The organism is Leifsonia poae (assembly GCF_020009625.1).
Lineage (GTDB): Bacteria > Actinomycetota > Actinomycetes > Actinomycetales > Microbacteriaceae > Leifsonia > Leifsonia poae_A.
In genome coordinates this window covers 2,869,845-2,891,432 of record NZ_JAIHLP010000002.1, presented here as the reverse complement: position 1 = coordinate 2,891,432, position 21,588 = coordinate 2,869,845, and the positions used below count along the sequence as shown (strand labels likewise).

The window sequence follows — 21,588 nt, the reverse complement described above, 5'->3', positions numbered from 1 at the left end:
GTTCCTGACGGTTCAGGAGCGTCGGCTGCCAGTGAAACGGCCGACCAGCAGAGCCAGCACGATGACAGCACCGTAGACCGCATCGATCCAGAATGTGCTGACACCGGCGAGCGTGAGCACGTTGGTCAGCACACCGAGCAACAGCACGCCGAGCGCGGCGCCGAGAATGCGACCCTGCCCGCCGATCAGGGCGATGCCGCCGATCACGGTGGCCGCCAATGCGCTGAAGATCATGTTCTGCCCGGCGTCGGCGGTGACGGCGCTCAGCCGGCCGGCCAGCAGCATTCCCGCCAGCGCTGCAAGCGTGCTCGCGGCGACGAACGCTGTGATGAGCACTCGGTCGACGGGCACACCCGCGGCATGGGCGGCGTTCTCATTGCCGCCGATCGCATAGAGCGCGCGCCCCCACGAGTGGAACTTGAGGAAGAGACCAGCCGCCACGAACAGCACGACGGTCACAACGATGTCGAGGGGGATGCCGAACACGCTCTCAGAACCGAGGAACGTGTAGCTCTCAGGCAGGCTCGCGAGGGTCTGCCCTTGGCTGAGGCCGGTGGTGACTCCGCGGAGCAGGATGAGCATGGCGAGGCTGACGATGAACGAGTCAAGGCCGAGCTTGACGACAAGAAGGCCGTTGATGAGGCCGATCAGAGCGCCGATCCCGAGAGTGATGAGAATGCCTGCCCAGCCGGGAAGATGACTCCCCCAGCCACCCTGACTGACCATGAGCAGTGCAGCCACCATCGGCGCGAAGCCGACAGTGGACTCCAGCGAGATGTCGATGCGACCGGTCAGCACGATGAAGACCAGACCGACGACGATCACCCCGAGCTCGGACGATTGCTGGAAGATCAGCGAGATATTGGTCCCCTGGAAGAAGATCGGGCTCACTACCGCACCGACGATCGCAAGCACCACAAGGCCGGGGAACACGCTGAGTTCTCGCACGCTGCGCCCGAGTGAATGCCAGACCCTGGCTCTGCGTGCCTCCGGTCCCGCCGAGGTCGTGTTCGGTGTCGTGGTCATGCTTCCTGTTCCATTCCTTCCATGGCGCGCACGACCTGCGACTCCGCGGGTTCGTGCAGTTCGGCGACGATCTCTCCTCGGAACATCACGAGCACACGGCTCGCGAGCTGGATCTCGTCGAGGTCGTCGGAGATCAAGACGATCGCCACCCCCCGCTCGAGAGCCTCCTGGATGAGGGCGTAGATGATGTCTTTCGCGGCGATGTCGACGCCTGCCGTCGGTGATGAGAGCACCAGGACCGACGGGTCCAGCGCCAGCGCGCGGGCGAACACCACCTTCTGCTGGTTCCCGCCGGAGAGGCCGGCGACGTGCAGTTCCGGCCGTGGCGGCACGAGACTCACCGACTGGATGAGCGACGTCGACGCCTCGCGCCGGGTGCGCGGCAGCACAAAGCCGCCACGGCCGAGGCGCTGCACGATGCTCATCGTCATGTTCTCGGCCACGTCGAGTTGCGGCACATAGCCCGAACGGTGACGATCCGGCGGCACTGAGGCGATGCCGGCACGCTGTGCGGCCCTGATCGAGCGCCCGTCCAGCGATCGGCCCGACACGGTGATCTCACCGTCGCCGCGTTTCCGCTCCCCGACGATGACATCGCCCAGCTCGTTCTTCCCTGAACCGGCAAGGCCGGCTATGGCGACGAGTTCGCCACCACGCGCCTGGAATCCGATGTTGCGGAACGCTCCGGCACGGTCGGTGAGCCCGGTGACATCGAGCACGGCGGGCGCCGAGTGGTCTGCGCGGGAGGGGACGCGCGCTGTGCCCTTCTCGGCGCCCGCGAGCACGGCCTCCACCAGATCGTCGCGTCCGATCTCAGAGGCAGGGCGGCTCCACAGCACTTTGCCGTCCCGGAGCACCGTCGCGCTGTCGCAGAGCTCTGACACTTCGTCGGCACCCCGAACGTGATGTAGTCCGACAGCGGCTGCTCGACCACAGCGTCTTGCTGGCCCGAGCGAATGGCGGCGAGTGATGCCGGGCCACCGTCCACGGAGACGAGTGCTACGTGACCCGATTCGCCGACCTTCGCGGTCTTGCCCAGTTTCTTGAGCGTGTCGAGCACGGTCGGGTAGAAGGTCGTGTCGCTCTGCACATAGACCCCAGCGACGTCGTCATGCTGGTTGAAGGCGGTCTGGAGGCCGGTGGCAGCGGTAGCCGCACTCCACTTCGTCGCCACGTGGTAGAGCTTCACCCCGGGGAACTTCGCGGCCATGCATTCGTTGAAGCCGTCGGTGCGGTCGCGACCATTCGAACTGGTCGGATCCCCGTCGAGGGTCACGACACCCTGGCCGGCCTTGACCAGTGCGCCCATCTGCTCGCAGGCCAGCTCGCCCATCTTCACGTTGTCGGCGCGCACGATCATGGAGACCTTGCCCCCCTTGGGCGCTTCGTCGATGGCGACGACAGGAACGTTCTTCTTGTTCGCGTACTGGATTGCCGGAACGATCGCCTGGGCGTCGAGCACGGACATCACGATTCCGCTCGCTCCCTGATTCACCAGGGTCTGCACATCGGCCAGCTGCTGCGATGCACTTCCGTTGGCGTTGGTAGCGGGGATGGTGCCATGGCCGAGCCGCGCGTACTCGGCCATGACACCCTTGGACTCCGCGCTCTGGTAGGGGTCGACCGCGGGCTGGGAGTAGGAGAACTTCTGACCACCACTGCCGGGGCTGCCGGCGGCGCACCCGGTGAGGATGGCCACTGTGCCGATGGCGGCGACGATGGTCGCGGACACTTTCAGACGCATGATTTCGGGACCTTTCATGAACACCCTTGTCCACTCCTCGAATCGGGAGCATGCCCATACATTACACCATGTACGGACGGTACGTACATTCGCCTTCTTCTGCAACGACTGTATGCACACATCTGGCTGTACGATCAGTCGAATGGGAGGAACAATCGTGTCACAGACCATCGAACGGGACTCGCCGGTCGCCTACTACGAGCAGCTGTTCGGCATCCTCAGGGACCGGATCGCCGCAGGTGACATCCGGCCTGACGAGCGGCTTCCGAGCGAGATGGAATTGTGCCGCGAGTTCGGGCTCTCGCGTGCGACCGTGCGGCAGACCATGTCGAAGCTGGAGTCCGAGGGGTACGCGCACCGCATCCCTCGGCGTGGCGTCTTCGCCTCGTCGCCGGACCAATCGACGGTGTGGACGGTTCATGAGGGCTTCCTGGAGTCGCAGGTGCGGCACGGCCGCACCGACATCGACACGAAAGTCGTCGACGCCCGATTCGTGGCGGCACCACAGCACGTGTCCGAAGCGCTCGGCATCGATCCCGGCGACGACGTGTTCGCGCTGCAGCGCGTTCGCTCGCTCGACGGGCGGATCGCCATGTTCAGCACGAACTGGTTCCCCGCCGATATCGGCAGGATGATCGCGGCGGCGCCGGACGTGCTCGACGGATCCGGTTCGGTGAACGAAACGCTACGCGCAGCCGGCCATGTGACGAGCGGTGCACGCCGAGAGCTGCGTGCCATCCGCACTCCGGAAAGCATCGCCACCCGACTGCAGATCGGCGCCGACCAGCCGGCCCTGCGCGTGCGATCCCTTTCGTGGGACCACGAGGAACGACGTTTCGACTACTACGAGACCTGGGTACTGACCGACATCATTCCTCTCGAGGTCAACGTCTCGGCGAGCTGAGGAACCAGCGGGCACTTCCCGAAAGCGGTCAGCTCAGCAGCGGCGCTGCGAACCCCGCGAAAGCGCGGACAGGATCCGGCCGCCAGCCCCGTGCCTCCGCGGCCAGAAGTGCCGCACCGACCGCCGTGACCTGCGGTTCAAGGATCGGCGCCGCCCGATAGCCGTTCACCGCGGTCTTGATCTCGAGCCACCCCGACGAACGCGCCCACCCACCGGCGAAACACACCTCCCCCATATCAGCACCGGCCGCACGAACGGCGTTCACGGCATCGCGTCCGGCGTGTGCGAGGGCACCGAGCACGGCCGACGCGCGCACGCGGGGATCGGCGGGAGTATCCGGTGCGTAGCCCGGTGTGCCGCCTCCACGTCGTCCCGGGATGAAGTACTTCGAGTCGAGCACAGGCAGTGCCGCCACGCTGCCGTCGAGCATTGAGCGGATGTGCCCGGCCACCTCGGCGTCCCGCGAAGCCCACTGCACATTGCGCGCAAGCTCCTCGACCCGCAACAGCGTGGTCCCGCCGGAGCGGATGCCTGGTGCGATGTCGATGTCGCGCACGCGTTCGCCGGGTTGCGACCGCGACTGCGCAACGACGACCTCGGCGGTCCCCATCGAGTCCAGAACGACACCCGGCGACATCCGGTCGACACCCCAACCCGCGATCGGGTGGTCGTGTCCGCCGACGACGGCGACGGCGTCCGCAGCGACAACACCCAGCTCTCGCAGTCTCGGAGAGTCGATTGCCCCGACGACCTCCCCGGTCGCCATCACCGGCGGGAGGAGACCGAGTGATCCGAGCGCGAGCTGAACCCGGCTCTCGTCCCAGGCGCGACGGGATGTGCGCCAGGCCGATGTGCGGGAGGCGAGTGTCTCGCTGAGGAACGGTCTACCCGTCCAGTGGACGCTCACGAGATCGGTGATCGCCACCCACGCCACAGCGGACGACGCGCCGGGTTGATCGCGAGCCCAGGCCCAGCCGACGAAGGTCCGTCCGGCGTCACTGCTTGCATCGAACGGCTCACCGTCTTCGAGGTGCGGGCGCAGTTCGTCGAACACACTGTGCCTTCGGGGATCGAACCAGGCCAAACCCCGGGTGAGCGGTCTAAGGTTGCCGTCGACCAGGACACCATCCTCGCCGATTCCGGCGGAGCAGATCGCGTGCACCTCGAAGAGGCCGCCACACGCGGTGGCGATCATCTCTTCGATGGCCAGGAACAACGCGAGAGCGTCGATGAGCAGGCCGTCGCGCGGGGTCGGTCGGATGACCCGGGCGACAACGGCACCGTCTGAATCGAGGATCACAACCTTGGTGTTGCTCGACCCGACGTCGACGCCGGCCGCGACAGCGATGCGTTTCGAGTTGCCCATTGCCGTGACGACCTCCGCGATACCCCCGGTGCACTATACACACGGTGCCCTCATGGCGCCCAGGAGCGGATCCGCTACGCCCGTCCGGTCGCCTCGCCCGGAAGCGGAGCACCATAGCCGAGTGCTTCCTTCGCGGCCGCATGCTGGTCGCGGATCTGCGATTCCAGCGGGGTCGCCGGCAGTTCGGTCATGTCCACATGCCACTCCGGGAACGATCCGAGCACGGTGGAAGCCGCCTGCATGGCTGCCCCCATCGTCACGTACTCGTCCGGCGCCGGCACGGCGACGGGGATGTCGACGAGTTCGGCGAGAACGACCTGCACCGCTGCGCTCTGGGCGGCCCCGCCGATCAGCAGCAGACGGTTAGTGGGCACATCGCAGGCGTGCAGCGCGTCGAGCATGTCCACCTGGCTGGCCAGCGTGCCCTCGATGACGGCGCGCGCGAAGTTCGACCGCGTGAAGTTGGCGAGGGAAACGCCGTGGAGCGACCCACGTGCGTCCGGAAGATCCGGTGTGCGCTCGCCTTCGAAATACGGCAGCAGCGTCAAGCCGTCAGCACCAGGCGCGGCGGTGAGGGCGAGAGCCGAGAGCTCGTCGTACGAGCACCCCAGCAGTTCGACGGCGACATCGAGATTGCGCGCCGCATTCAGTGTCGCGACCAAAGGCAGATGGTCGCCGGTCGCGTCGGCATAGCTGCACACATATCCGGCGTAGTCGTGAACGGGGTGCGTCGACCGCGCATACACGACTCCTGAGGTCCCGAGCGAGAGCACCGCATCTCCGGCGGCGAGCCCGAGAGCGAGGGCCGCGGCCGCGTTGTCGCCACTGCCGACCCCGATCGGGATGCCCGCGGGGATGCCGGGGATGCCGTCACCGGTCAGACCCGCCCGATCGAGCGGATCGAGCACGCGGGGCAGCAAGACGCGGCGTCCGAACGCGAGTTCGAAAAGGTCCACGGTGTATTCACCGGTCTCCCCCGTCCAGTACCCCGTCCCACTCGCCTCGGACCGATCGGTGACAAGCTGGTCGATCCCGCCGACGGCGGGCCCGAACCCGCGAAGCCTCCAGGTGAGCCAGTCGTGCACGATAGCAACCGCCGCCGTTCGGGCGGCGGCCTCCGGATGCAGTTCGCGCAGCCACCGGAGCTTCGTCGCGGTGTCAGAGAGCGTCAACGGCAGACCGGTGCGGCGGATCCATTCGTCGCGGCCGAGTTCGTCGTTCAGCTGGACCATGTGCGGGTGCGATCCGGTGTCGTTCCACTGTGGTGAGGCGCAGACGACCGCGCCGGCACGGTCGAGGAAGACCGGCGTGTGCTGCTGACCGCTCACCGAGACGGCGACGACATCGTCGAGACCCCCCGCGCGACGCGCCGCGACGAGCAGCGCATCCCACCACGCGTTCGGATCGACGACCGTGCCCTGGGGGTGGGACGCCTTCCCCTCCCGGACAGGCCGGCCCGTCGCGAGGTCTCGCACCGTGACTTTGCACGCCTGGGTGGATGAATCTATGCCAGCGACGAGCGTCATCGCCCCGCCTTTCGAATCCGTGAAGTCGTGAGCGCCGCCCCACAGCGCGTGTGTCGCGCTCACGCGGGCATGCCTTTGAGGTGTTCCCAGCGCGCGCGCTCCCGGTCACGCCACTCCACCAGCCGTTCGTGTCGACCGCGATCGACGGCGACCTCGTGCGGATCGCAGAGATCCCATCCGGCCTGCTCCCCCGAAGCGAGCGCCTGCGCGCCCAGCGAAACGACCTCGGGAACCCGCGACACGCTGAGCGGCGTACCGAGCAGGTCCGCCTTCAGGTGCAGCCAGAGCGGATTGCGACTGGCCGGGCCGATCACCTTGATCCGTTCGGCCCGGTCGGGGAACAGCTCCAGCACATCGAGGAACTGCAGTGCCAACCCGAGAAAGCAGCCGAACACGACCTCGTCGGCGGTGGTGTCGGTCGAGAGTCCGGCGATCGCCCCGCGAGCCGATGCGCGCTTCTCCGGGGGCGGGCTGCCGCGGAACTGCGGAAGCACGAGCGGGATACGCCCGAGGTCGATGCCCCCGGCCACGTAACGCTCCGCCAGCCCCTCGACACACGCCGTGAGCGCCGCGGAGTCGATGCCGAGCAGTTCCTGCAGCGTCGCGAAGGCCGAGCCTCCGGTGGGGATCGATGCGAACAAGGTGAAGTCGGCGCCCGTGCACGAGACACCGTTGGCGAGTCGCGCCTGCGCGGTGTTCTCCCCCGTGCTCGGTGCGCCCGCCACGACGAGCAGGCCCTCTGTCGTCCCTGTGGAATTGAGGAGCTCGCCTCGGCGGAGGTCGGCAGCAATGGCGCCGACCATGTGGTCGTGTCCGGCGACATGCACCCGCACCTCCGGGCCGAGACCGAGCTCTCGGGCGAACGCCCGGCGCAGCGGCTCACCGTCGACCGCATGTCTCAGTTCGGGGAAGACGGACGGATCGAGCCCGACGAGTGCGCAGACCTCGCGCGACCACGTTCGCGTCGCGAGGTCGAGCGCCATCGTTCGGCTGGCGAGCGAATACTCCGACCAGCGCACACCGCTCATCCAGGCCGCCAGGTATTCCGCGATGTTGAGCCACTGCGCGCCGGCCGCGTCCCCGCCCGCATTGTCGACGGCCCAGGCCACTTTCGACAGGCCGTAGTTCGCGTTGACCGGCAGCCCGGTCACCCGGTAGACGAGCGCGCGATCGACCGTGTCCAGTGCCGCGAGCCGGTCTGCGCCACGATGGTCGTGCCAAAGGATCATGGGCGATGCCAGCGACCCGTCCGAGCGTACGAGCCCGCCGGACTCGCCGACGCCGGCGATCGCGATGCGCTCGGTCAGCTCACGGTGTCGAGGGTCGAGCGCCCGGACGAAATCCCCGATCAGCCGTTTCAGGGACTCGACATCGTAAATCTCCCCGAACGCGTCACTGCGCGTCGGCGTCGCGAATAGGGTCGCTGCGAGCGTGTCGCCGTCGACACCGAACAGGCGGAGTTTGACGCTGGTGGTTCCGATATCGATCGTGAGCGTTGGTAGCACCGGATGCCTCCGCTAGGCGACGGACGGGTTGAAGACGCGGATGCGTTCCTCGACGACCTCGGCGATCGCAGCCACAGCGTCTTTCGAAACACGGATCAGGGAGTCCTCGTTCTGGTTGGCGACGTAGGCCTCGCCGAAGGTGCGGATCATCGCGTTGCGAAGATCGCTCGCGATGTTGACCTTCACGACGCCGAACGCGTGCAGCCGTCCGAACTGTTCGGCCGGCAGACCGGAGCCGCCGTGGATGACGAGAGGAACCGGGCTCGCCGCGCGAACACGGTCGAGAAGCTCGAAGTCGATTCGCGCGTTCGGCGCGTAGCCGTGCACGTTTCCGACCGAGACGGCGAGCATGTCGCAGCCCACCGCATCGACGAACGGCGCGACCTGCGTCGGGTCGGTCGTGCTCGCGAACTCGGGAGACACATCGTCTTCTTTGCCGCCGATGCTGCCGAGCTCCGCCTCGAGCGCGATGCCGGCCCCGCAGAGCTCGCGGGCGTGCTGCGAGGTCGCGACATTCTCGTCGTACGGCGCCTCGGAGGCGTCGATCATGATCGACGTGAATCGGGCTGCCAGCGCCCCTTCCACCGCCTCGATCGACTTGCCGTGGTCGAGGTGGAGCGCCACCGCGACATCCGTGTCCGCGAGGCGGCGACTGACCATGTCGTAGATGTACTCGTAACCGGAGAGCGCGACATTGGTCGGCGCGACTTGGATGAACGTCGGGACCCCCACGCGCTCGACCGCGGCGATGATTCCCATCGTCGTCTCGATGTTGGTGGTGTTGAACGCTCCCGCCACGAACCCGCGCGAAGTGCATTCGCTGATGACGTCGAGACCGCTGACGAGGGGCATGCAATGTCCTTTCGGTAGTTTCTTGCCGCACGAAGGCGATCACTCGGGCTTCGGCACCCCAACTCACACCTTCAGGTCTACTGTACCGGCTGTACGTACAATCCGTACACATCGAGTGAGGTGGCTGTGCTTCTTCGGCGAGCGCTCCACCGATTCGGCGCGGATCTGCGGCTGACCTGGCTCGCGACCGCGGGCTCCGTCCGCGAACTCGTCGCGTTCTGCCGTAAACGAAATGAGATCCAGTGGGGACGTGACTTGAATATCGAGCCCGCACTTGACCCAACTCATGTAGCGCAGGGACGTACTCACGGAGCTGAGACTCAGGCCAAGGCTGCAGGCAACGACTACGACGAGAAGGAGCTCACGAACCACACCGGTTTCACCATCGGCGGCACCCGCTCCATCCTCGGACGTCACGCTCCCGGGGTGATCGATCCGGCGTGGAACACGAACCGGTGATCGTTCGGTCCTCGATCGAGGCGGTGACCCCTCGGCCCAGGAAACGCGGCTACTCCGAGCCGACGTTCTCGCTCGTCGTCAGGTGGGCGAAGATCACCGGCCAGTCGCTCGAATTCGCCGAAGGCATTAACGACAAAACCCCCGCCGAAGCGGGGGTCGTGTCATCTGTCTCAACCAGAGTGCGCCCGGAGGTGTTGGGGTTCAGGACATCGTTGATAGATGAGTCGCGACATCGTTGATAGTGGTCCGCGGTCGACGATGAGGCATGTCGAAGGCGCGCGTGATCGTCCTGTCCGTGGTCCACCAGGGGCTCACCAAGGCTGAGGCCGCCCGCAAGTTCGACGTCTCCTGGCAATGGGTGCACACCCTCGTCACCCGCTACGAGACCGGTGGGCTCGACGCACTCGAACCGCGCAGCCGCCGCCCGCACGCCTCCTCGACGAGCACGCCCGAGCACGTCCGGACGCGGATCATCGCGCTGCGCCAGCAGCTGACCACGGACGGGCTGGATGCCGGACCGGTCACGATCGCCTGGCACCTCGACCAGGAACATCTCCCGGTCCCCTCCACCTCCACGATCCGCCGCATCCTCCACACTGCAGGGTTGATCACCCCGGAACCGAAGAAGCGCCCGAAGTCCTCCTACCTCCGGTTCGAAGCGCACCAACCCAACGAGACCTGGCAGTCCGACTTCACCCACTGGCCTCTCGCCGACGGCACCGATGTCGAGATCCTGAACTGGCTGGACGACCACTCCCGCATGCTGCTGTCCTGCACCGCCCACGACCGGGTCACCGGTCCCGACGTCGTCAGCACCTTCACCGCCACGACGAACACCCACGGGCTGCCCGCCTCCACACTGACCGACAACGGCACCGTCTACACTGCCCGCTTCACCGGCGGAAAGAACGCATTCGAATACCTCCTCGCCGCCCTCGGCATCCAGCAGAAGAACGGGCACCCTTATCACCCGCAAACCCAAGGCAAGATCGAACGTTTCCACCAAACCCTCAAACGCTGGCTCGCCAGCCAGCCTCCGGCAGCGACGATCGCCGAACTGCAAACTCAGCTCGACCAGTTCCGGGTCATCTATAACGAGCGCCGCCCGCACCGCGCTCTCGACCGGCTAACCCCAGCCCAGGCCTACGCCGCCACCATCAAAGCCCACCCGAACCCGAACACCCTCAGCGCCCACTACCGCGTCCGCTTCGACACCGTCGACCGATTCGGCAAACTCACCCTCCGCCGAGCCGGGAACCTCCACCACCTCGGCATCGGCCACAACCACGCCGGCACAGCCGTGCTCATCCTCGTCGACGAAACCAGCGCCACAGTCACTCACCTCGACACCGGCGAGATCCTCAGCATCCACCACATCGAACCCGACAGAAAATACTGGCGCGACCAAACAAAAGAGCCCGGCCGATGGCCGGGCTCTTCCTAATATCAACGATGTCTCGACACATCTATCAACGATGTCCCGACTCATCACAGAGTGCGCCCGGAGGGATTCGAACCCCCAACCTTCTGGTCTGTAGCCTCCGCGCCTAGCCTGCTGGTCGTTGCGCTGCTCGCGCTGATGCGAGAGCGGGCCACCCGATGATCCGCGTAGGCGACGCCGTGCGCATCATGAGCGGCATCTGGGGCGGGCGAACCGGCGTCGTCATCGGGAGCCGTGGTCCGGCGCTCACCGTCGAGTTCACCGGACCTCAGTTCATCCTCGCCCCGAACGGGCCACAGGAAGTCAAGCGGCTGCCGTACGCCTCCGACGAGCTGGTGCCCGCATGAACGCGCGCACCGAGTGCCCGCACCCGGACGCCGTGTACCTGTACCCGGCCACCGACGCCGAGGGCTACGAGCTGGCCGTGTTCCGCTGCACCGAGTGCGGCGACAAGTTCACCGAGGGGGCGTGATGGACGCCCTATTCGACCTCGACCAGCGCGGCGAGGTCGTCGCGACCCTGCCGTGCGGCCACCACATCGACGGCGGCGACGGGCCGGCCCACGAGCTGGAATGCCTCGCCGGGGTGTGCCCGTGCTGCGAGTCAGCGGCCGGCGCGTACGACGTGTGGCTGCACCATAACCCGCGCGGCTACGTCTACCGCGACGGCGTGGACTACTGCGCGTTCCAGTCGCACATGTTCCACGTCGAGGCGATCTGCATCACGTGCCGCTCGTACACGTTCGGCGCGGACGGGTGTCTCAACCTCGCGTGCCCGACGAATCGAGAGCTGGTGAGCGCCTGATGTTCCGATTCGAGCTGACTGTCCAGAAGCTGAACGTGTACGGGGATCGCGTCGATAGCACCTCGGCGGCGAGCATCCTCGCAGACAACCTCAGCGAGGCCGTCACGAAGGGGCGCGTCGCGCACAGCGCCACCTACGACGACTTCCGCAAGTTCTGGTCGCACAGTTTCTCCCTCGTGAGCGTGACCGAGGCGGACCCGATGCCTGCGACACCAGACCACCTGATCGGTGGCCGTCAGGAAGATCCTGACACCGAAATCGCGAACCCAGCGGGGTCGGTATGAGCGCCCGTCGAGAGGTCGAAACGCTCGACTACATCGACTTCGCGCGGCGCATTATCCGGAAGGGTGGCGAGCGTGTGGGCGACGGTGATGAGTTCGAGCTTGCCGAGTTGGTGAGTCTCCGGGATGACATCGAACGGGCGATCACGGCGGCCGTGCACGGTCAGCGCTCGATCGGGCGTTCGTGGGCGTACATCGGCGCGGCGCTCGGTATCAAGCGGCAGAGCGCACAGGAGCGCTACGGACGACACCCGCTTGGGGGCGTGAGTCGCGTCCATACCGCTCGGTCTGATTTCGGCAAAGTCGAAGCATGAACGTTCACTCAGAGTCGTGGGCCGAGGCTATCCGCGACTACCTCACAGCGCAGCGCGCCGCCGGCTTCCCAGACACCACTTGCAGCACGAGGCGGCAGCACCTCGAACACCTGGCCCGGCGTGTAGACGCCGGGCCTTGGTCTCTCACGGGCGATCAGCTCGTGAGTTATGCCGGCGATCAGGCGTGGAAACCCGAGACCCGGCGAGGCCGGCGCACCACGTTTCGTTCGTTCTGGGGGTGGGCTGTCACGGTCCGCCGCGCCGAGGCGAACACGGCGCTTGCGCTGCCCCGTGTGAAGCCGGGACAGGCGAAAGCACGCCCGACACCCGAGCGGGTCTACGAGCACGCCCTTGCCCGTTCTGATGCCCGCCTGAAACTGATTCTGCGCCTGGCGCACGACGCAGGTCTCCGCCGCTCGGAGATCGCTCAGGTGAACTCGTCCGACCTGTTCGAGGACCTGCACGGCTGGTCGCTGCGCGTCCACGGCAAGGGGAGCAAGGAGCGCGACGTGCCGCTGACGCCCCGGCTCGCGCTGGAGCTGCGCACGCTTCCACCCGGATGGGCGTTCCCCGGCTCGGATGGTGGGCACCTCTCGCCGCGGTGGGTCGGCAAGCTGGCGACCGTCGTGCTGCCCGACGAATGGACGCTGCACACGCTGCGGCACTCGTTCGGCACCCGCACCTATCAGCACTCCGACGTTTTCGTTGTGCAATCGCTGCTCGGGCACGCCTCGCCGGCCACCACACGCTTGTACGTGCAAGTGGCCGACGAGTCGCTGCGGCGGGCTGTACTCGCTGCCGCCGGCTAACGGTTGAGGTTGCCGAGCGCGGTCGTCCCCACGGCGGCGACCGCGCCGGCAGCGATCGCGCCGGCCACCGTGGACACGACCGGGCCGAACACGTCGGTTCCGGCCAGGAACGCGGCGGACGCGGCCAGGGGTGTACCTATCGCGTAGATCACGATGCGGGCGACCCTGGGTAGGGTCGGCTTCGTTTCGGTGCTTTCAGGCGCTGCGTGGCTCATGATTCATCGTCTCCAAAGAGGTCATCGGGGAGCGGTAGCGGTTGCACTCCGCTGCGGTATGAGTGGTCGATCTGGGCCCGGAGGTACACCCAAAGCTTGCGGTTGAGGGCGTCGAGCCGGGCGACCCGCTTTTCCAGCGCGGCCACCCGGCCATAGCGGGACGCGAGCACGCCCCCGGATGCGGCGACGATTGCGACGCCGAGGGCAAGGAGCCATTCAGGCATCCGACCACCCGCACTCCCCCGCCCCTCCGTTGCACCAGTAGCCGGCCCGGCCACGTGGGCAGCGACCGATGGCACACAGCCAGCCTCGCCACCGGGTGCGGAGCCAGCTACGCACTCTTCGCCTCCTGGCCGGCTACCGCCATGCTGCGCCACAAGTCGAACTGGCGATCGTTCCCGGTCAGGTGTTTGGAGATGAGCGGGTCGGACTGCTGCACCTCCTCGTCGGTCTTGAGCTGTCGGAAGTACCCGGGACCGATGAGGGCAATTCCCCGGGCGGTGGACTGGATGCGGATGAACAACACGGTGTCTCCTTCGAATAGGGGTGCGGTGGTGAGGTGGTCTTGGATGAACTGCCACGGGTCGATCAGATGCCCGAGGCCGATGTAGGCCGTGACGGCATCGCTGATCGTGATGTGCAGGTGGCTGCCCTGGCTGTTCGTACCGGTGTTGCCGACGTAACCGATGGTCTGCCCACGAGTGACCTTCTGGCCGACCGTGACCGGCGCGGGGCGGTCCATGTGGAGGTAGGCGTAGACGTGGCCGTCCTCGAGGCGGACGGCGAGGTAATTGCCGTTGCCGGGATGCCAGCCGACCGCGACGACCTCGCCGTCTCCGATGGCGGGGATAGGCGAGCCGGCGCCCACGATCCAGTCGGAGCCGGTGTGGCCGTTCGTGCGGCCGTAACCGTGCGAGCCGAACGGGTCGGATGCGTCGTACTTGCCGGGGAACGGATCAACGAGCTGCATGTCGGATTCCTTTCGATTGAGTGGTCATAGTGCCGCCGCCCAGCTCGTGCCGTTCCAGACGTAGACGCCCTGGCAGAGCACCCAACCGGTGCCGTTCCAGACGTACACGCCGAGCGACGCGACCCAGCTCGTGCCGTTCCAGACGTAGCCGCCAGCGAGCACGGTGACGGTGCCCGAGACGCGGTAGCCGCTGTTACCGATCGCGTTAGTCGCCCACACACGGAAGATGTAATTGCCCGGGGCGAGGCCGGCGTAGGTGTAGCTTCCGCTGTTGATGTTCTGGTTTCCGGTCCACGTCGCGCCGCCGTCTGCGCTGTACTGCACCGTGTAGGCGGTGACGGCGCTGCCGCCGTTGTCCGCGCTTCCAGTGATCGTCACGGCGACCTTCAAGCCGGGCTGCGCCGTCGCCGTGATCGCGGCCGGCACGCTCGGCACTTTCGGGATGCGTGGCACGATGACGGCCTGAGAGATATCGACCGGGCCGCCGTAGGTGCTCGTTCCGGTGTCGTTCGTGTGCGCCGAGACGGCATAGCCCGTGAGGTTGCCGGCCGCGTCGTGGCCGACGTTGAAGGTGTATGTGACGACCTCCGCCCTGGTGCCGCTGAAACCGAACGTGCCGTTGCCGTATCCGGTCGCGCTGAACCCGATGCCCGACGCGGAGCCCGACCAACCTGCGTCCGCGACGGCATACACGTGGACACTCAGCGTCGAGTAGTTGCCCGCCCGATTCTGGCTGACCAGAGAAACGTCAAGGTTGTAGGTCGCGTGCGCGGTATGAACGGATGCCATGATTCAGCCCTACGTCGCGCTTTTGATCCACACGTCACCGATGACGTGCCCGGTCCCCGATGGTGTGGCGTTCTGCACTGTGAAGCGACGTTCGATGAGGTCGATCACGTCGGCGATGTCGTCGCCGCGCTGGTTGTCGTTCTGGTATCCGAGCCCGTGGTTTTGCGTGCTGGGAAAGACCGCCAGGCCTTTGGACGCTGCCTTGTCTCCAATTGCCATTTCCGTTCCTTCCTAGGTTGTTGCCGTTGCCCAGGTGGACGATTGGCTCGCCCACGATCCGGAGGTGAAATACCAACTGTTCGCGGGCGTATCGGTGAGGCCGCGCGAGCCGACCTTCATGGTGTCGTCGTCGAAGTCCCAAGTGACCGAACTCGTATACCCGGTCTGCGCGAGGGTCCCCGGCAGTGAGGCCGAGACTTCCATCCCGGGAGTGGCCAGATAGTCGATCGCCGCGGTGAGGTCGAGCATCCGGCCGCGACCGTTCACACGGCTGAGGATGTAGGAGGCTGCCCCTGGCCCGGGGTACGGTCGTGCAATCTCGCGTGTGTACACCTGCGACGCGTTGAGCGGACCGGCGATGTCGTAGCGCACTTGCTCGATGTTCTCGGTGTCGTTCCAGACGTACTTGAGGACAACCGCGTCGAACCAAAGCGGCACACCATCGTCCGACGTGGCGCTGCGGCTGATCGTGTCGGATGCGTCGTAGACGTTGTATCCCGTCGCCACCGTCACGAGCCCCTCGACCGAGTAGGACGAGTCCACAAGCCGCCAGACCCGGTGTTCGTCACAGAACAGGCGCAACCCGGCCTGCTCCAGCACCGGCTGGATGAAATCGTAGGCGGACTCTCCCGGCGCCCACGAGAGCGTCTGGGGGTCGCGCTGGAAGACCGGCGTGCGCGAGCTCGTCGAGGCGTGCGCGATGCCAGACCACTGATAGTTGTACAGGTCAGTGTGGAGGGTCGAACCGTCGAAGTAGGCGAGCGGCGCTACCCCATCTGTCTCCAGCCCGTTGCCGGCCGTGAGCATGGCCGAGTCCGCGAAGAAGACTTCCCCGTTCGCGCTGGTGGCCGTCGTAATGAGAGGGGCAATCATTACGGCGAGTGCCGGCGCTACGGCCGTCCACGCTAGCCGAGTCCAGCCGCCCGTGTTGAGCGCGACCGGTGCTTGCTGTGTGTCCTGAATCGACACGCCGGTCGCGTTGCGGAAGATTAGCCGAGCGGCGAAGAGCCGAGCCGCCGCTGCGGTGCGCATGTACACGCTGAACGTGTACGTCACGCCCGGCGTGGCCGGATAGCCCGTTGTGTTCGGGCACGCGAACACGGATATGCCCGAGCCCGTACCCGTGATCTGGAACGCTGCGACCCCGCTCTGGTGCTGCGCCGTCGTGCGGGCGAGCGTGGACGACTGCGCCAGCCAATTGGCAACGTCCACCTCAGCGGACGGATTGACAACCATGTTCGTCAGGCTCGTGAGGGTTGTGAAGTCGGCGTCGATCGTCCCGGGCTCTAGCGCAGCTCCGATCGTTGCGAGCACATTGCTGTTGACGATCGCTCGGACGCTCGTCTGCCTCGCCAGCGCAGACGTGTTCGGGGCGGTTGCGACGAGTCCACCTGATTGGAGCAACGCCTCATCACTGGCAAGAGCAATATCGATCGTCGCCTCACGGTGGCTTAGCCGCCGGTCGGTCAGAGCAAGATCAAACGTCCGTGTCTGGTGGATGCCGAGCGCCGGCACGTCACGGGTCGCGACGACGACCACACGCGGACGCGGGGTGACACGCGGGTCGATCGCGTCGAACACGGCCTGCGACGGCATGGCAACGGTCAGGCTCGATTGGGCGTACGGTGCCCAACCCTCATCGAGCGTGATCGACCCAGACTTGATGTCAAGCGCGGTCGGAACTCCAGCGACGGCGATCGTCGCTGAGGCCGCATGCATGCTGATCGTCATCGCGACACCTCGCGGTAGGCCACTGTGACGACCCATCGCTTTTTCCTGTCGTCCAGTGCCGTGGTAACCCCACCTTCGTCAAGGACGTAGGTCATGGATGTTGTCGGTTCCGCGTCTGAGCTGAACGAGAAGACGCCGGCCCGAGCGTGCAGCACACGGCACGCTTCGGCCGGCGCTGCGGTGAGGAAGAAGAATTCATGCGAGCCCGCGCGTGTGCCGGCCGGCCGTAGCGTCACATCCGGGTCGCCTCGCCCGATCACGTCGTGAAGTACGTTGCCGCCGGCCTGCTGCGCCTCGTAGCTGAGAACAAGATACGGAGTGATCGTGGTAGTTCCGTCGCTGATCGTCTCCGCCATCAGAACACCTGGTTGCCGACGCGGGCTTTGACGTTCACCGTCAGGCTGCGCTCACGGATCAGATTTCCGACTTGTCTCTCCGCGTCGGTGAGGCCGGTGAGCTTGACGTTGATCGTCTTCGAGTCGGGTGTCTCCTTGAGCTTCTTGTTCAACCCGTCCACCTGGCCGGCCGCCGTACTCGCCGAGCCGCCCGCCTTGGCGGCAGCCTCGGCGGTCTTCGATGTCGCTTGGTTGAACAGGTCGATTCCCGACAAGGAACTGCCAAACTGCTTCTGCAGTTCCTTGTAGTGGTCGATCAGGTTCTGCGTCGAGCGCACGCTTAGAGCACTCGGGTCTTGGGTGGACGCTTTCAGGGCGTCGAGTTCCTTGTTCGCGGCTTTCAGTACGGCCGCAATAGCGTTTGGGTCGTTCGCCTCGGCGCGCAGCGCGGTCTGGAGGCTCACGCCGGCGATATCGGCGTTGTTCTTCACGACTTTGAGCTGCTCGGCGTCCTTGATGATGTCGTGAATCTTCGTCTTGAGAAAGTCTTCCGACAGGTACTTGTCTCCGCTCGCGGTCATATCGTCATACATGTCAGCTACGGCCTTGGCTGACTTTTTGCTGTTCTCGTCCCAGTCCTGAAACAGCTTCGAGGCGATCCCTCCGAGTGCCCCACCGATTAGGCCTCCGACCCCGGGGATGAGAGCAGCAAGGCCGGAGATCGTTGTGCCGAGCGAGCCGATAGACCCGTCAAACGATCCGAGAGCGCTAGCGGCGGTTTGGAGTACACCTTCCGTGTTGCCTCCAAAGTCGCGTACGGCCTGCTCGGCCTTGTCCCAGCTCTGCGCGCTGCTGGACTCGATGGTGCTGTTGGTGCGCTGCACGTCGGCGTCGATCTTGTTGTAGACGGTCTCCACAACCTCCTGCACGTCGTGGACGCTCTTACCCTGCTTTATTGCCGCACTCGACCATGCGGTCACCTGCTCTTTGGCAGCGTCCGCCGACGCGCGCACGATGCCCTTCGCTGCGTCCTTCTGCGCCTGGAGGGTCTTGTCCGCTGACTTCCCGATGCCCTTCTGCGCGGTGTCGGCTGAGTCCGCGGTCTTCTCCACGGCCTTTGAAAGCTGGTCGGTTCCCGATACTGCGTCTTTGACGTTCGCGGAGTAGTTGATGACGATAGGTCCGCCCATCACAGGCTCCTTTCGATTGCGTCGTGTGCCTTTTTGACGAGAATTTGCAGGTACATCTGAACGAGCCGATCGAACGTGCGTCCGGCGGCTGGGTAGGCGACCCACCCCGACCGGGAACGTGTTGGGAGTTGCCGAGTCGTCACACGGGTGATCGAGTACGGCGTCCCCTTCCGCGAATGCGTCAGGTAGGTGCGGGTGCGCTCGACGGACTTACCGAACTCGAACGCACGCCCGGGCCCGTCTGAGGCGACGAGGCCGCCGCTGAGCGTCGCGGTGGTCGCGGCCCGCATCGTGATGCCGAACCCCGACCCGTAGGACTCGGCACCGGTCGCGATGATCTGGTGTTGGAGGGTTGTACCGCCGGATGCGGCAAGTTCCTCTCCGAACGCTTGCGACATCGTTCCGCGGGTGGCGTCGATGATGGCGGCGTTAGCTTCGGTCCCGGCACGCTGGAGCTGCGCCGCCGCCTCGCGGGCTTCGTCGCTGTCGATGGTGAAGAGACCGGGCTGCGTCATGGTTCAGTCGTTCACCAGCTGCGGCTTGTCGGAGCCAAGCGAGACGTTCTGCTCCGCGAACTCCCCGACCTTTCCGCCGATCGCGCCCGGGGTGATGGACACGTTGGACGTGAACGCCGGGCCGGCCGTGATCGGGGTGAACGATGCGTCGGCAGTCTTGCCCTCGTTCTCGAACAGGAATCGCGAGAGGCTTTCGGCGCTCTTCCAGTCCTGAATGTAGGTGAGGTCGCACGTCCAAGTGGACGGGCCGGTGTCGGTGTGCGTGTTGCCGCCGAGCCCACTCCACGTCTTGGTGTCGGACTTGGGGGTGAACTGCACGGCTGAGACGTGCTTCTGGAACTCCAGGGGCTCCCCGGCATCGTCGGTGAGTTTCAGCGACAGAATGACGTTCTTGAGGATCAGCGGCTTGACGTCGAGTGCGGGCATGGTGTTACTCCTTCTTGGTGAACAGGGTGAGGTCGATCTTGTACGCCTGAGCGCCGGTGACATGGTTCGCTCGCGAGGCGCGCGTCCAGGTCAGCCAGTCCAGGCTGTCGAGAATGCCGAGAACGGCATATAGGCCTTCTTCGAGGTCGTCCTCTGCGGCCGGCTGGTCCTTCTTGGGGCTGAGCACCCAGACGACGAACTGCTCCTTGTAGTTCCCCATCGCGTTCGAGTTCGGCTGTATTTCCTCGCGGTAGAGCTGCACGATGCGGCGCGACGGCGAGAGTTCATCGAGCGTGCGGGGTACGTCGATGACCGTGTACCGCTGCTTGTGCAGACCCGCGGTGAGAGCGGCGGCGAGCTCGGAGCGAACAGACATCAGCCGACCGCCGGGATTCCGCGGCGCGGGCGCAGCAGTTGTTTGATCGAGTTGTCGAGCGGGTACGGCCGGATGACGAACAAGGCGTCGTCGCCTGCGTTCGACGGATCGGTTTTGGTCGCGTTCCAAGTGTTCCGGGCCTGCTGGAGCTGCGCTTGGGTGTACCCGGCCGGCAGGGGAAGGATCACGTCGCCGTCGTCATCCACAGGAATGGCGGGCGCGAAGATCGTGCATGCGCGCTTCGCTGAGTCGAGCAGACCCCAGAGAAGCACGTCATCGAGGTCTTTCGCGTCGGCCCACTGCTTGCGGGCTTGGTAGAGGGTGAGCCAGCCGTCATGAGCCTGTACGACGAACGAGAGCGGTTCGGCTTCCTGGCTCCACGTGTCGGTGGTGACGCGCAGCTCGATGTCGTAGACGCTTGGCATCCCAAGAGACGGGCCGGCGGGAAAACCGATCAGGGCGGTGTCGCCGTCGAGGGTCACCGTGAGCGGGATCGTGCCGTGTACGCCGAGCACGCGGAGCGCTGCGGAGATGGTCGCGCCGGCCAGGGGTACGGGTTCGTAGTCCTCGTCGACCAAGGTGACGCGGATCGGTGCCGGGATGTCGCTTACCCAGTAGGGGCCGGCGGTGGCTTCGGGGATGAGTGCCATGTCGGCCTCCTTTCGAGTGGGTGGGGCTCGCCCCGCCGCTGCGGGGGCTGCGGCGGGGCGAGCTGTCGGCTAAGCGTCCGCGACGCCGATCTTGACGAGGGCGGGCGCGTAGTCGGTCATGTACTGCGAGTAACCGATGACGGACTTGTCGATGCCGCCGCGGGCGATGTCGAGAGCGTCGAGGTTCAGGGGAGATGCGCCGCCCAGCTCGTTGTAGTGCGCGGCGTCGCGGGCTCCAACGAGCACGGCGGGCGTGCTCGCGATACCGATGTCGCCCTTGACGACCTGGACCTTACCGGCAAGGCCGGTGCCGTCCTGGATGCCGAAATTGAGGTTGATGTACTCGGGCAGGGCGTCCTTGGGCGAGTAGATGAGCTGCTTCCACGCCGCGGCGTTCACGACGGCGAATGTCGGCGTGCCGTCGATCGGGTCCGACGAAACGGTGTCGATGCCCTGGATGAGCATGCCGACTGCCGCCGGGTACGCGGGGTTTCCCGCGGTCGGGTATGCGTCGGGAGCGACGAGCGTAGATGCGCCGACGAGCTGCTGGAGGAGCCACTTGTCGGTGACGCGCTTGTAGCTGTTGGCGACGAGGCGGAGGAACGCGGCGACGAACTGCTCGTTGCCGGGGATGTCGAAGAATTCGCGGGCGATGTCGGCCGCCCAGCCCCACTTCTGGAACACAGAGCTGATGGCCGCGGTCGAACCACCCGACGACGGCAGCTCGGCCTTGTTCCCGGCCCACGCCTGCACGGGCTCGGGGCTGTTGGTAGAGACGCTGAACCCCATCTCCGTGATCGCCGTGATGTCGCCGGTGGCGATGAGGGGGATGTACCGCCGGTTGTACGCCGCTGCGGCGTACACCTCTCCGAGCCACTTGGGCTGGATCAGCCCGTTGGCCGGGAGTGCGCCAGCTCCGGTGAGCTTGATGTCGGTCAGGGCGGCGAGCATGTTCTCCGCCTCCCGGTCGCCCTCTCGCACCTTGGTGATGAGCGCGAAAATGTCACGGGCGGCGGGCTCGTTCAGCTCGCCGGCGGGGGTGATGAGATTGGCCGCGGACGCGGCCAGGGTTGCGGGTACGGTTGCGACGCCCACGGGGTCTCCATTCTCTGTGGCCTGTTGGACAGGCTGCTTAACTTCC

29 protein-coding genes are annotated in these 21,588 nt (G+C 66.1%); 9 read left to right on the top strand and 20 right to left on the bottom strand.

Annotated features, from left to right (window positions below):
* Nucleotides 1–12: 12 nt before the first annotated feature.
* From K5L49_RS14665 to K5L49_RS14655, 3 genes are read right to left on the bottom strand one after another with little or no spacing between them, the layout of a single operon-like run.
* Complete coding sequence (locus tag K5L49_RS14665) at nucleotides 13–1,026, bottom strand: ABC transporter permease (protein ID WP_223693841.1); 1,014 nt, start codon at nucleotides 1,024–1,026, stop codon at nucleotides 13–15.
* On the bottom strand, nucleotides 1,023–1,745 hold the full coding sequence (locus K5L49_RS14660; RefSeq protein ID WP_223693839.1) for an ATP-binding cassette domain-containing protein: 723 nt from the start codon (nucleotides 1,743–1,745) through the stop codon (nucleotides 1,023–1,025). The genes K5L49_RS14665 and K5L49_RS14660 overlap by 4 nt, the downstream gene beginning before the upstream one ends.
* Nucleotides 1,658–2,788, bottom strand: coding sequence for a sugar ABC transporter substrate-binding protein (locus K5L49_RS14655; RefSeq protein WP_223693837.1), 1,131 nt, complete (start codon nucleotides 2,786–2,788; stop codon nucleotides 1,658–1,660). Before K5L49_RS14655 ends, K5L49_RS14660 begins: the two co-directional genes overlap by 88 nt.
* A 139-nt stretch (nucleotides 2,789–2,927) precedes the next feature.
* Between K5L49_RS14655 and K5L49_RS14650 the strand changes: the two genes are divergently transcribed.
* Nucleotides 2,928–3,674: a GntR family transcriptional regulator gene (locus K5L49_RS14650; RefSeq protein ID WP_223693835.1), complete on the top strand. Its 747-nt coding sequence runs from the start codon at nucleotides 2,928–2,930 to the stop codon at nucleotides 3,672–3,674.
* Between the two features lie 28 nt (nucleotides 3,675–3,702).
* Here K5L49_RS14650 and K5L49_RS14645 read toward each other — a convergent pair whose 3' ends face one another.
* From K5L49_RS14645 to K5L49_RS14630, 4 genes are all read right to left on the bottom strand, one after another.
* Nucleotides 3,703–5,040 (bottom strand): FGGY family carbohydrate kinase, encoded by a 1,338-nt coding sequence (locus K5L49_RS14645; RefSeq protein WP_223693834.1) that lies wholly within the window; start codon nucleotides 5,038–5,040, stop codon nucleotides 3,703–3,705.
* Between the two features lie 74 nt (nucleotides 5,041–5,114).
* Entirely contained in the window at nucleotides 5,115–6,566 is a 1,452-nt protein-coding gene (locus tag K5L49_RS14640) for an FGGY family carbohydrate kinase (protein ID WP_263299375.1), read from the bottom strand.
* 59 nt (nucleotides 6,567–6,625) lie between these two features.
* Complete coding sequence (locus K5L49_RS20525; protein WP_223693831.1) at nucleotides 6,626–8,071, bottom strand: FGGY-family carbohydrate kinase; 1,446 nt, start codon at nucleotides 8,069–8,071, stop codon at nucleotides 6,626–6,628.
* Nucleotides 8,072–8,083: 12 nt separating this feature from the next.
* Nucleotides 8,084–8,923 carry a class II fructose-bisphosphate aldolase gene (locus tag K5L49_RS14630; protein ID WP_223693829.1) on the bottom strand — a complete coding sequence of 280 codons (840 nt, stop codon included), beginning with the start codon at nucleotides 8,921–8,923 and terminating at the stop codon, nucleotides 8,084–8,086.
* A 120-nt stretch (nucleotides 8,924–9,043) separates the two neighbouring features.
* Between K5L49_RS14630 and K5L49_RS14625 the strand changes: the two genes are divergently transcribed.
* The 8 genes from K5L49_RS14625 to K5L49_RS14595 all read left to right on the top strand — a co-directional run bounded on the left by K5L49_RS14625 (nucleotide 9,044) and on the right by K5L49_RS14595 (nucleotide 13,031).
* Nucleotides 9,044–9,382, top strand: a complete 339-nt coding sequence (locus tag K5L49_RS14625; RefSeq protein WP_223693828.1) for a hypothetical protein — start codon at nucleotides 9,044–9,046, stop codon at nucleotides 9,380–9,382.
* Between the two features lie 265 nt (nucleotides 9,383–9,647).
* Nucleotides 9,648–10,826, top strand: a complete 1,179-nt coding sequence (locus tag K5L49_RS14620; RefSeq protein WP_223693826.1) for an IS481 family transposase — start codon at nucleotides 9,648–9,650, stop codon at nucleotides 10,824–10,826.
* A 155-nt stretch (nucleotides 10,827–10,981) separates the two neighbouring features.
* Entirely contained in the window at nucleotides 10,982–11,170 is a 189-nt protein-coding gene (locus tag K5L49_RS14615) for a hypothetical protein (RefSeq protein ID WP_223693814.1), read from the top strand.
* Nucleotides 11,167–11,295, top strand: a complete 129-nt coding sequence (locus tag K5L49_RS20195; RefSeq protein ID WP_263298877.1) for a hypothetical protein — start codon at nucleotides 11,167–11,169, stop codon at nucleotides 11,293–11,295. Before K5L49_RS14615 ends, K5L49_RS20195 begins: the two co-directional genes overlap by 4 nt.
* Entirely contained in the window at nucleotides 11,295–11,627 is a 333-nt protein-coding gene (locus tag K5L49_RS14610) for a hypothetical protein (protein WP_223693812.1), read from the top strand. The genes K5L49_RS20195 and K5L49_RS14610 overlap by 1 nt, the downstream gene beginning before the upstream one ends.
* Nucleotides 11,627–11,911 (top strand): hypothetical protein, encoded by a 285-nt coding sequence (locus K5L49_RS14605; protein WP_223693811.1) that lies wholly within the window; start codon nucleotides 11,627–11,629, stop codon nucleotides 11,909–11,911. The genes K5L49_RS14610 and K5L49_RS14605 overlap by 1 nt, the downstream gene beginning before the upstream one ends.
* Nucleotides 11,908–12,222: a hypothetical protein gene (locus K5L49_RS14600; RefSeq protein ID WP_223693809.1), complete on the top strand. Its 315-nt coding sequence runs from the start codon at nucleotides 11,908–11,910 to the stop codon at nucleotides 12,220–12,222. Before K5L49_RS14605 ends, K5L49_RS14600 begins: the two co-directional genes overlap by 4 nt.
* Nucleotides 12,219–13,031, top strand: a complete 813-nt coding sequence (locus K5L49_RS14595; RefSeq protein ID WP_223693807.1) for a tyrosine-type recombinase/integrase — start codon at nucleotides 12,219–12,221, stop codon at nucleotides 13,029–13,031. Before K5L49_RS14600 ends, K5L49_RS14595 begins: the two co-directional genes overlap by 4 nt.
* Here K5L49_RS14595 and K5L49_RS14590 read toward each other — a convergent pair.
* The 13 genes from K5L49_RS14590 to K5L49_RS14530 all read right to left on the bottom strand — a co-directional run bounded on the left by K5L49_RS14590 (nucleotide 13,028) and on the right by K5L49_RS14530 (nucleotide 21,542).
* Nucleotides 13,028–13,246: a hypothetical protein gene (locus K5L49_RS14590; RefSeq protein ID WP_223693805.1), complete on the bottom strand. Its 219-nt coding sequence runs from the start codon at nucleotides 13,244–13,246 to the stop codon at nucleotides 13,028–13,030. The two genes, K5L49_RS14595 and K5L49_RS14590, sit on opposite strands and share 4 nt — an antisense overlap.
* Nucleotides 13,243–13,470 carry a hypothetical protein gene (locus K5L49_RS14585; RefSeq protein ID WP_223693803.1) on the bottom strand — a complete coding sequence of 76 codons (228 nt, stop codon included), beginning with the start codon at nucleotides 13,468–13,470 and terminating at the stop codon, nucleotides 13,243–13,245. Before K5L49_RS14585 ends, K5L49_RS14590 begins: the two co-directional genes overlap by 4 nt.
* Before the next feature lie 107 nt (nucleotides 13,471–13,577).
* Nucleotides 13,578–14,216 carry a M23 family metallopeptidase gene (locus tag K5L49_RS14580; RefSeq protein WP_223693801.1) on the bottom strand — a complete coding sequence of 213 codons (639 nt, stop codon included), beginning with the start codon at nucleotides 14,214–14,216 and terminating at the stop codon, nucleotides 13,578–13,580.
* A gap of 24 nt (nucleotides 14,217–14,240) precedes the next feature.
* Complete coding sequence (locus K5L49_RS14575) at nucleotides 14,241–15,005, bottom strand: fibronectin type III domain-containing protein (protein ID WP_223693799.1); 765 nt, start codon at nucleotides 15,003–15,005, stop codon at nucleotides 14,241–14,243.
* 9 nt (nucleotides 15,006–15,014) lie between these two features.
* The gene (locus K5L49_RS14570) at nucleotides 15,015–15,224 is read right to left on the bottom strand and encodes a hypothetical protein (protein WP_223693797.1); all 210 of its coding nucleotides are present in this window, start codon (nucleotides 15,222–15,224) and stop codon (nucleotides 15,015–15,017) included.
* A gap of 12 nt (nucleotides 15,225–15,236) precedes the next feature.
* Nucleotides 15,237–16,955, bottom strand: coding sequence for a hypothetical protein (locus K5L49_RS14565; protein WP_223693796.1), 1,719 nt, complete (start codon nucleotides 16,953–16,955; stop codon nucleotides 15,237–15,239).
* Nucleotides 16,952–17,311: a hypothetical protein gene (locus K5L49_RS14560; RefSeq protein ID WP_223693794.1), complete on the bottom strand. Its 360-nt coding sequence runs from the start codon at nucleotides 17,309–17,311 to the stop codon at nucleotides 16,952–16,954. The genes K5L49_RS14565 and K5L49_RS14560 overlap by 4 nt, the downstream gene beginning before the upstream one ends.
* Entirely contained in the window at nucleotides 17,311–18,480 is a 1,170-nt protein-coding gene (locus tag K5L49_RS14555; protein ID WP_223693792.1) for a hypothetical protein, read from the bottom strand. The genes K5L49_RS14560 and K5L49_RS14555 overlap by 1 nt, the downstream gene beginning before the upstream one ends.
* Nucleotides 18,480–18,995, bottom strand: a complete 516-nt coding sequence (locus tag K5L49_RS14550) for a hypothetical protein (RefSeq protein ID WP_223693791.1) — start codon at nucleotides 18,993–18,995, stop codon at nucleotides 18,480–18,482. Before K5L49_RS14550 ends, K5L49_RS14555 begins: the two co-directional genes overlap by 1 nt.
* A 3-nt stretch (nucleotides 18,996–18,998) precedes the next feature.
* Complete coding sequence (locus K5L49_RS14545; RefSeq protein WP_223693789.1) at nucleotides 18,999–19,421, bottom strand: hypothetical protein; 423 nt, start codon at nucleotides 19,419–19,421, stop codon at nucleotides 18,999–19,001.
* A 4-nt stretch (nucleotides 19,422–19,425) separates the two neighbouring features.
* Nucleotides 19,426–19,797 (bottom strand): hypothetical protein, encoded by a 372-nt coding sequence (locus K5L49_RS14540; protein WP_223693787.1) that lies wholly within the window; start codon nucleotides 19,795–19,797, stop codon nucleotides 19,426–19,428.
* On the bottom strand, nucleotides 19,797–20,447 hold the full coding sequence (locus tag K5L49_RS14535) for a hypothetical protein (RefSeq protein WP_223693824.1): 651 nt from the start codon (nucleotides 20,445–20,447) through the stop codon (nucleotides 19,797–19,799). The genes K5L49_RS14540 and K5L49_RS14535 overlap by 1 nt, the downstream gene beginning before the upstream one ends.
* A gap of 69 nt (nucleotides 20,448–20,516) precedes the next feature.
* A complete protein-coding gene (locus K5L49_RS14530) occupies nucleotides 20,517–21,542 on the bottom strand; it encodes a hypothetical protein (RefSeq protein WP_223693822.1) in 1,026 nt (341 codons plus the stop codon).
* Nucleotides 21,543–21,588: the final 46 nt, after the last annotated feature.

What these genes read in the sequence shown, in the direction of transcription:
- K5L49_RS14615 (WP_223693814.1), top strand. Translation starts at nt 10,982, where the DNA reads ATGATCCGCGTAGGCGACGCCGTGCGCATCATGAGCGGCATCTGGGGC.
- K5L49_RS14540 (WP_223693787.1), bottom strand. Translation starts at nt 19,797, where the DNA reads ATGTCTGTTCGCTCCGAGCTCGCCGCCGCTCTCACCGCGGGTCTGCAC.
- K5L49_RS14645 (WP_223693834.1), bottom strand. Translation starts at nt 5,040, where the DNA reads ATGGGCAACTCGAAACGCATCGCTGTCGCGGCCGGCGTCGACGTCGGG.
- K5L49_RS14575 (WP_223693799.1), bottom strand. Translation starts at nt 15,005, where the DNA reads ATGGCATCCGTTCATACCGCGCACGCGACCTACAACCTTGACGTTTCT.
- K5L49_RS14655 (WP_223693837.1), bottom strand. Translation starts at nt 2,788, where the DNA reads ATGAAAGGTCCCGAAATCATGCGTCTGAAAGTGTCCGCGACCATCGTC.
- K5L49_RS14565 (WP_223693796.1), bottom strand. Translation starts at nt 16,955, where the DNA reads ATGACGATCAGCATGCATGCGGCCTCAGCGACGATCGCCGTCGCTGGA.
- K5L49_RS14585 (WP_223693803.1), bottom strand. Translation starts at nt 13,470, where the DNA reads ATGCCTGAATGGCTCCTTGCCCTCGGCGTCGCAATCGTCGCCGCATCC.
- K5L49_RS14665 (WP_223693841.1), bottom strand. Translation starts at nt 1,026, where the DNA reads ATGACCACGACACCGAACACGACCTCGGCGGGACCGGAGGCACGCAGA.
- K5L49_RS14590 (WP_223693805.1), bottom strand. Translation starts at nt 13,246, where the DNA reads ATGAGCCACGCAGCGCCTGAAAGCACCGAAACGAAGCCGACCCTACCC.
- K5L49_RS14570 (WP_223693797.1), bottom strand. Translation starts at nt 15,224, where the DNA reads ATGGCAATTGGAGACAAGGCAGCGTCCAAAGGCCTGGCGGTCTTTCCC.
- K5L49_RS14600 (WP_223693809.1), top strand. Translation starts at nt 11,908, where the DNA reads ATGAGCGCCCGTCGAGAGGTCGAAACGCTCGACTACATCGACTTCGCG.
- K5L49_RS14595 (WP_223693807.1), top strand. Translation starts at nt 12,219, where the DNA reads ATGAACGTTCACTCAGAGTCGTGGGCCGAGGCTATCCGCGACTACCTC.
- K5L49_RS14605 (WP_223693811.1), top strand. Translation starts at nt 11,627, where the DNA reads ATGTTCCGATTCGAGCTGACTGTCCAGAAGCTGAACGTGTACGGGGAT.
- K5L49_RS14610 (WP_223693812.1), top strand. Translation starts at nt 11,295, where the DNA reads ATGGACGCCCTATTCGACCTCGACCAGCGCGGCGAGGTCGTCGCGACC.
- K5L49_RS14620 (WP_223693826.1), top strand. Translation starts at nt 9,648, where the DNA reads ATGTCGAAGGCGCGCGTGATCGTCCTGTCCGTGGTCCACCAGGGGCTC.
- K5L49_RS14630 (WP_223693829.1), bottom strand. Translation starts at nt 8,923, where the DNA reads ATGCCCCTCGTCAGCGGTCTCGACGTCATCAGCGAATGCACTTCGCGC.
- K5L49_RS14580 (WP_223693801.1), bottom strand. Translation starts at nt 14,216, where the DNA reads ATGCAGCTCGTTGATCCGTTCCCCGGCAAGTACGACGCATCCGACCCG.
- K5L49_RS14560 (WP_223693794.1), bottom strand. Translation starts at nt 17,311, where the DNA reads ATGGCGGAGACGATCAGCGACGGAACTACCACGATCACTCCGTATCTT.
- K5L49_RS14535 (WP_223693824.1), bottom strand. Translation starts at nt 20,447, where the DNA reads ATGGCACTCATCCCCGAAGCCACCGCCGGCCCCTACTGGGTAAGCGAC.
- K5L49_RS20195 (WP_263298877.1), top strand. Translation starts at nt 11,167, where the DNA reads ATGAACGCGCGCACCGAGTGCCCGCACCCGGACGCCGTGTACCTGTAC.
- K5L49_RS14640 (WP_263299375.1), bottom strand. Translation starts at nt 6,566, where the DNA reads ATGACGCTCGTCGCTGGCATAGATTCATCCACCCAGGCGTGCAAAGTC.
- K5L49_RS14555 (WP_223693792.1), bottom strand. Translation starts at nt 18,480, where the DNA reads ATGGGCGGACCTATCGTCATCAACTACTCCGCGAACGTCAAAGACGCA.
- K5L49_RS14550 (WP_223693791.1), bottom strand. Translation starts at nt 18,995, where the DNA reads ATGACGCAGCCCGGTCTCTTCACCATCGACAGCGACGAAGCCCGCGAG.
- K5L49_RS14545 (WP_223693789.1), bottom strand. Translation starts at nt 19,421, where the DNA reads ATGCCCGCACTCGACGTCAAGCCGCTGATCCTCAAGAACGTCATTCTG.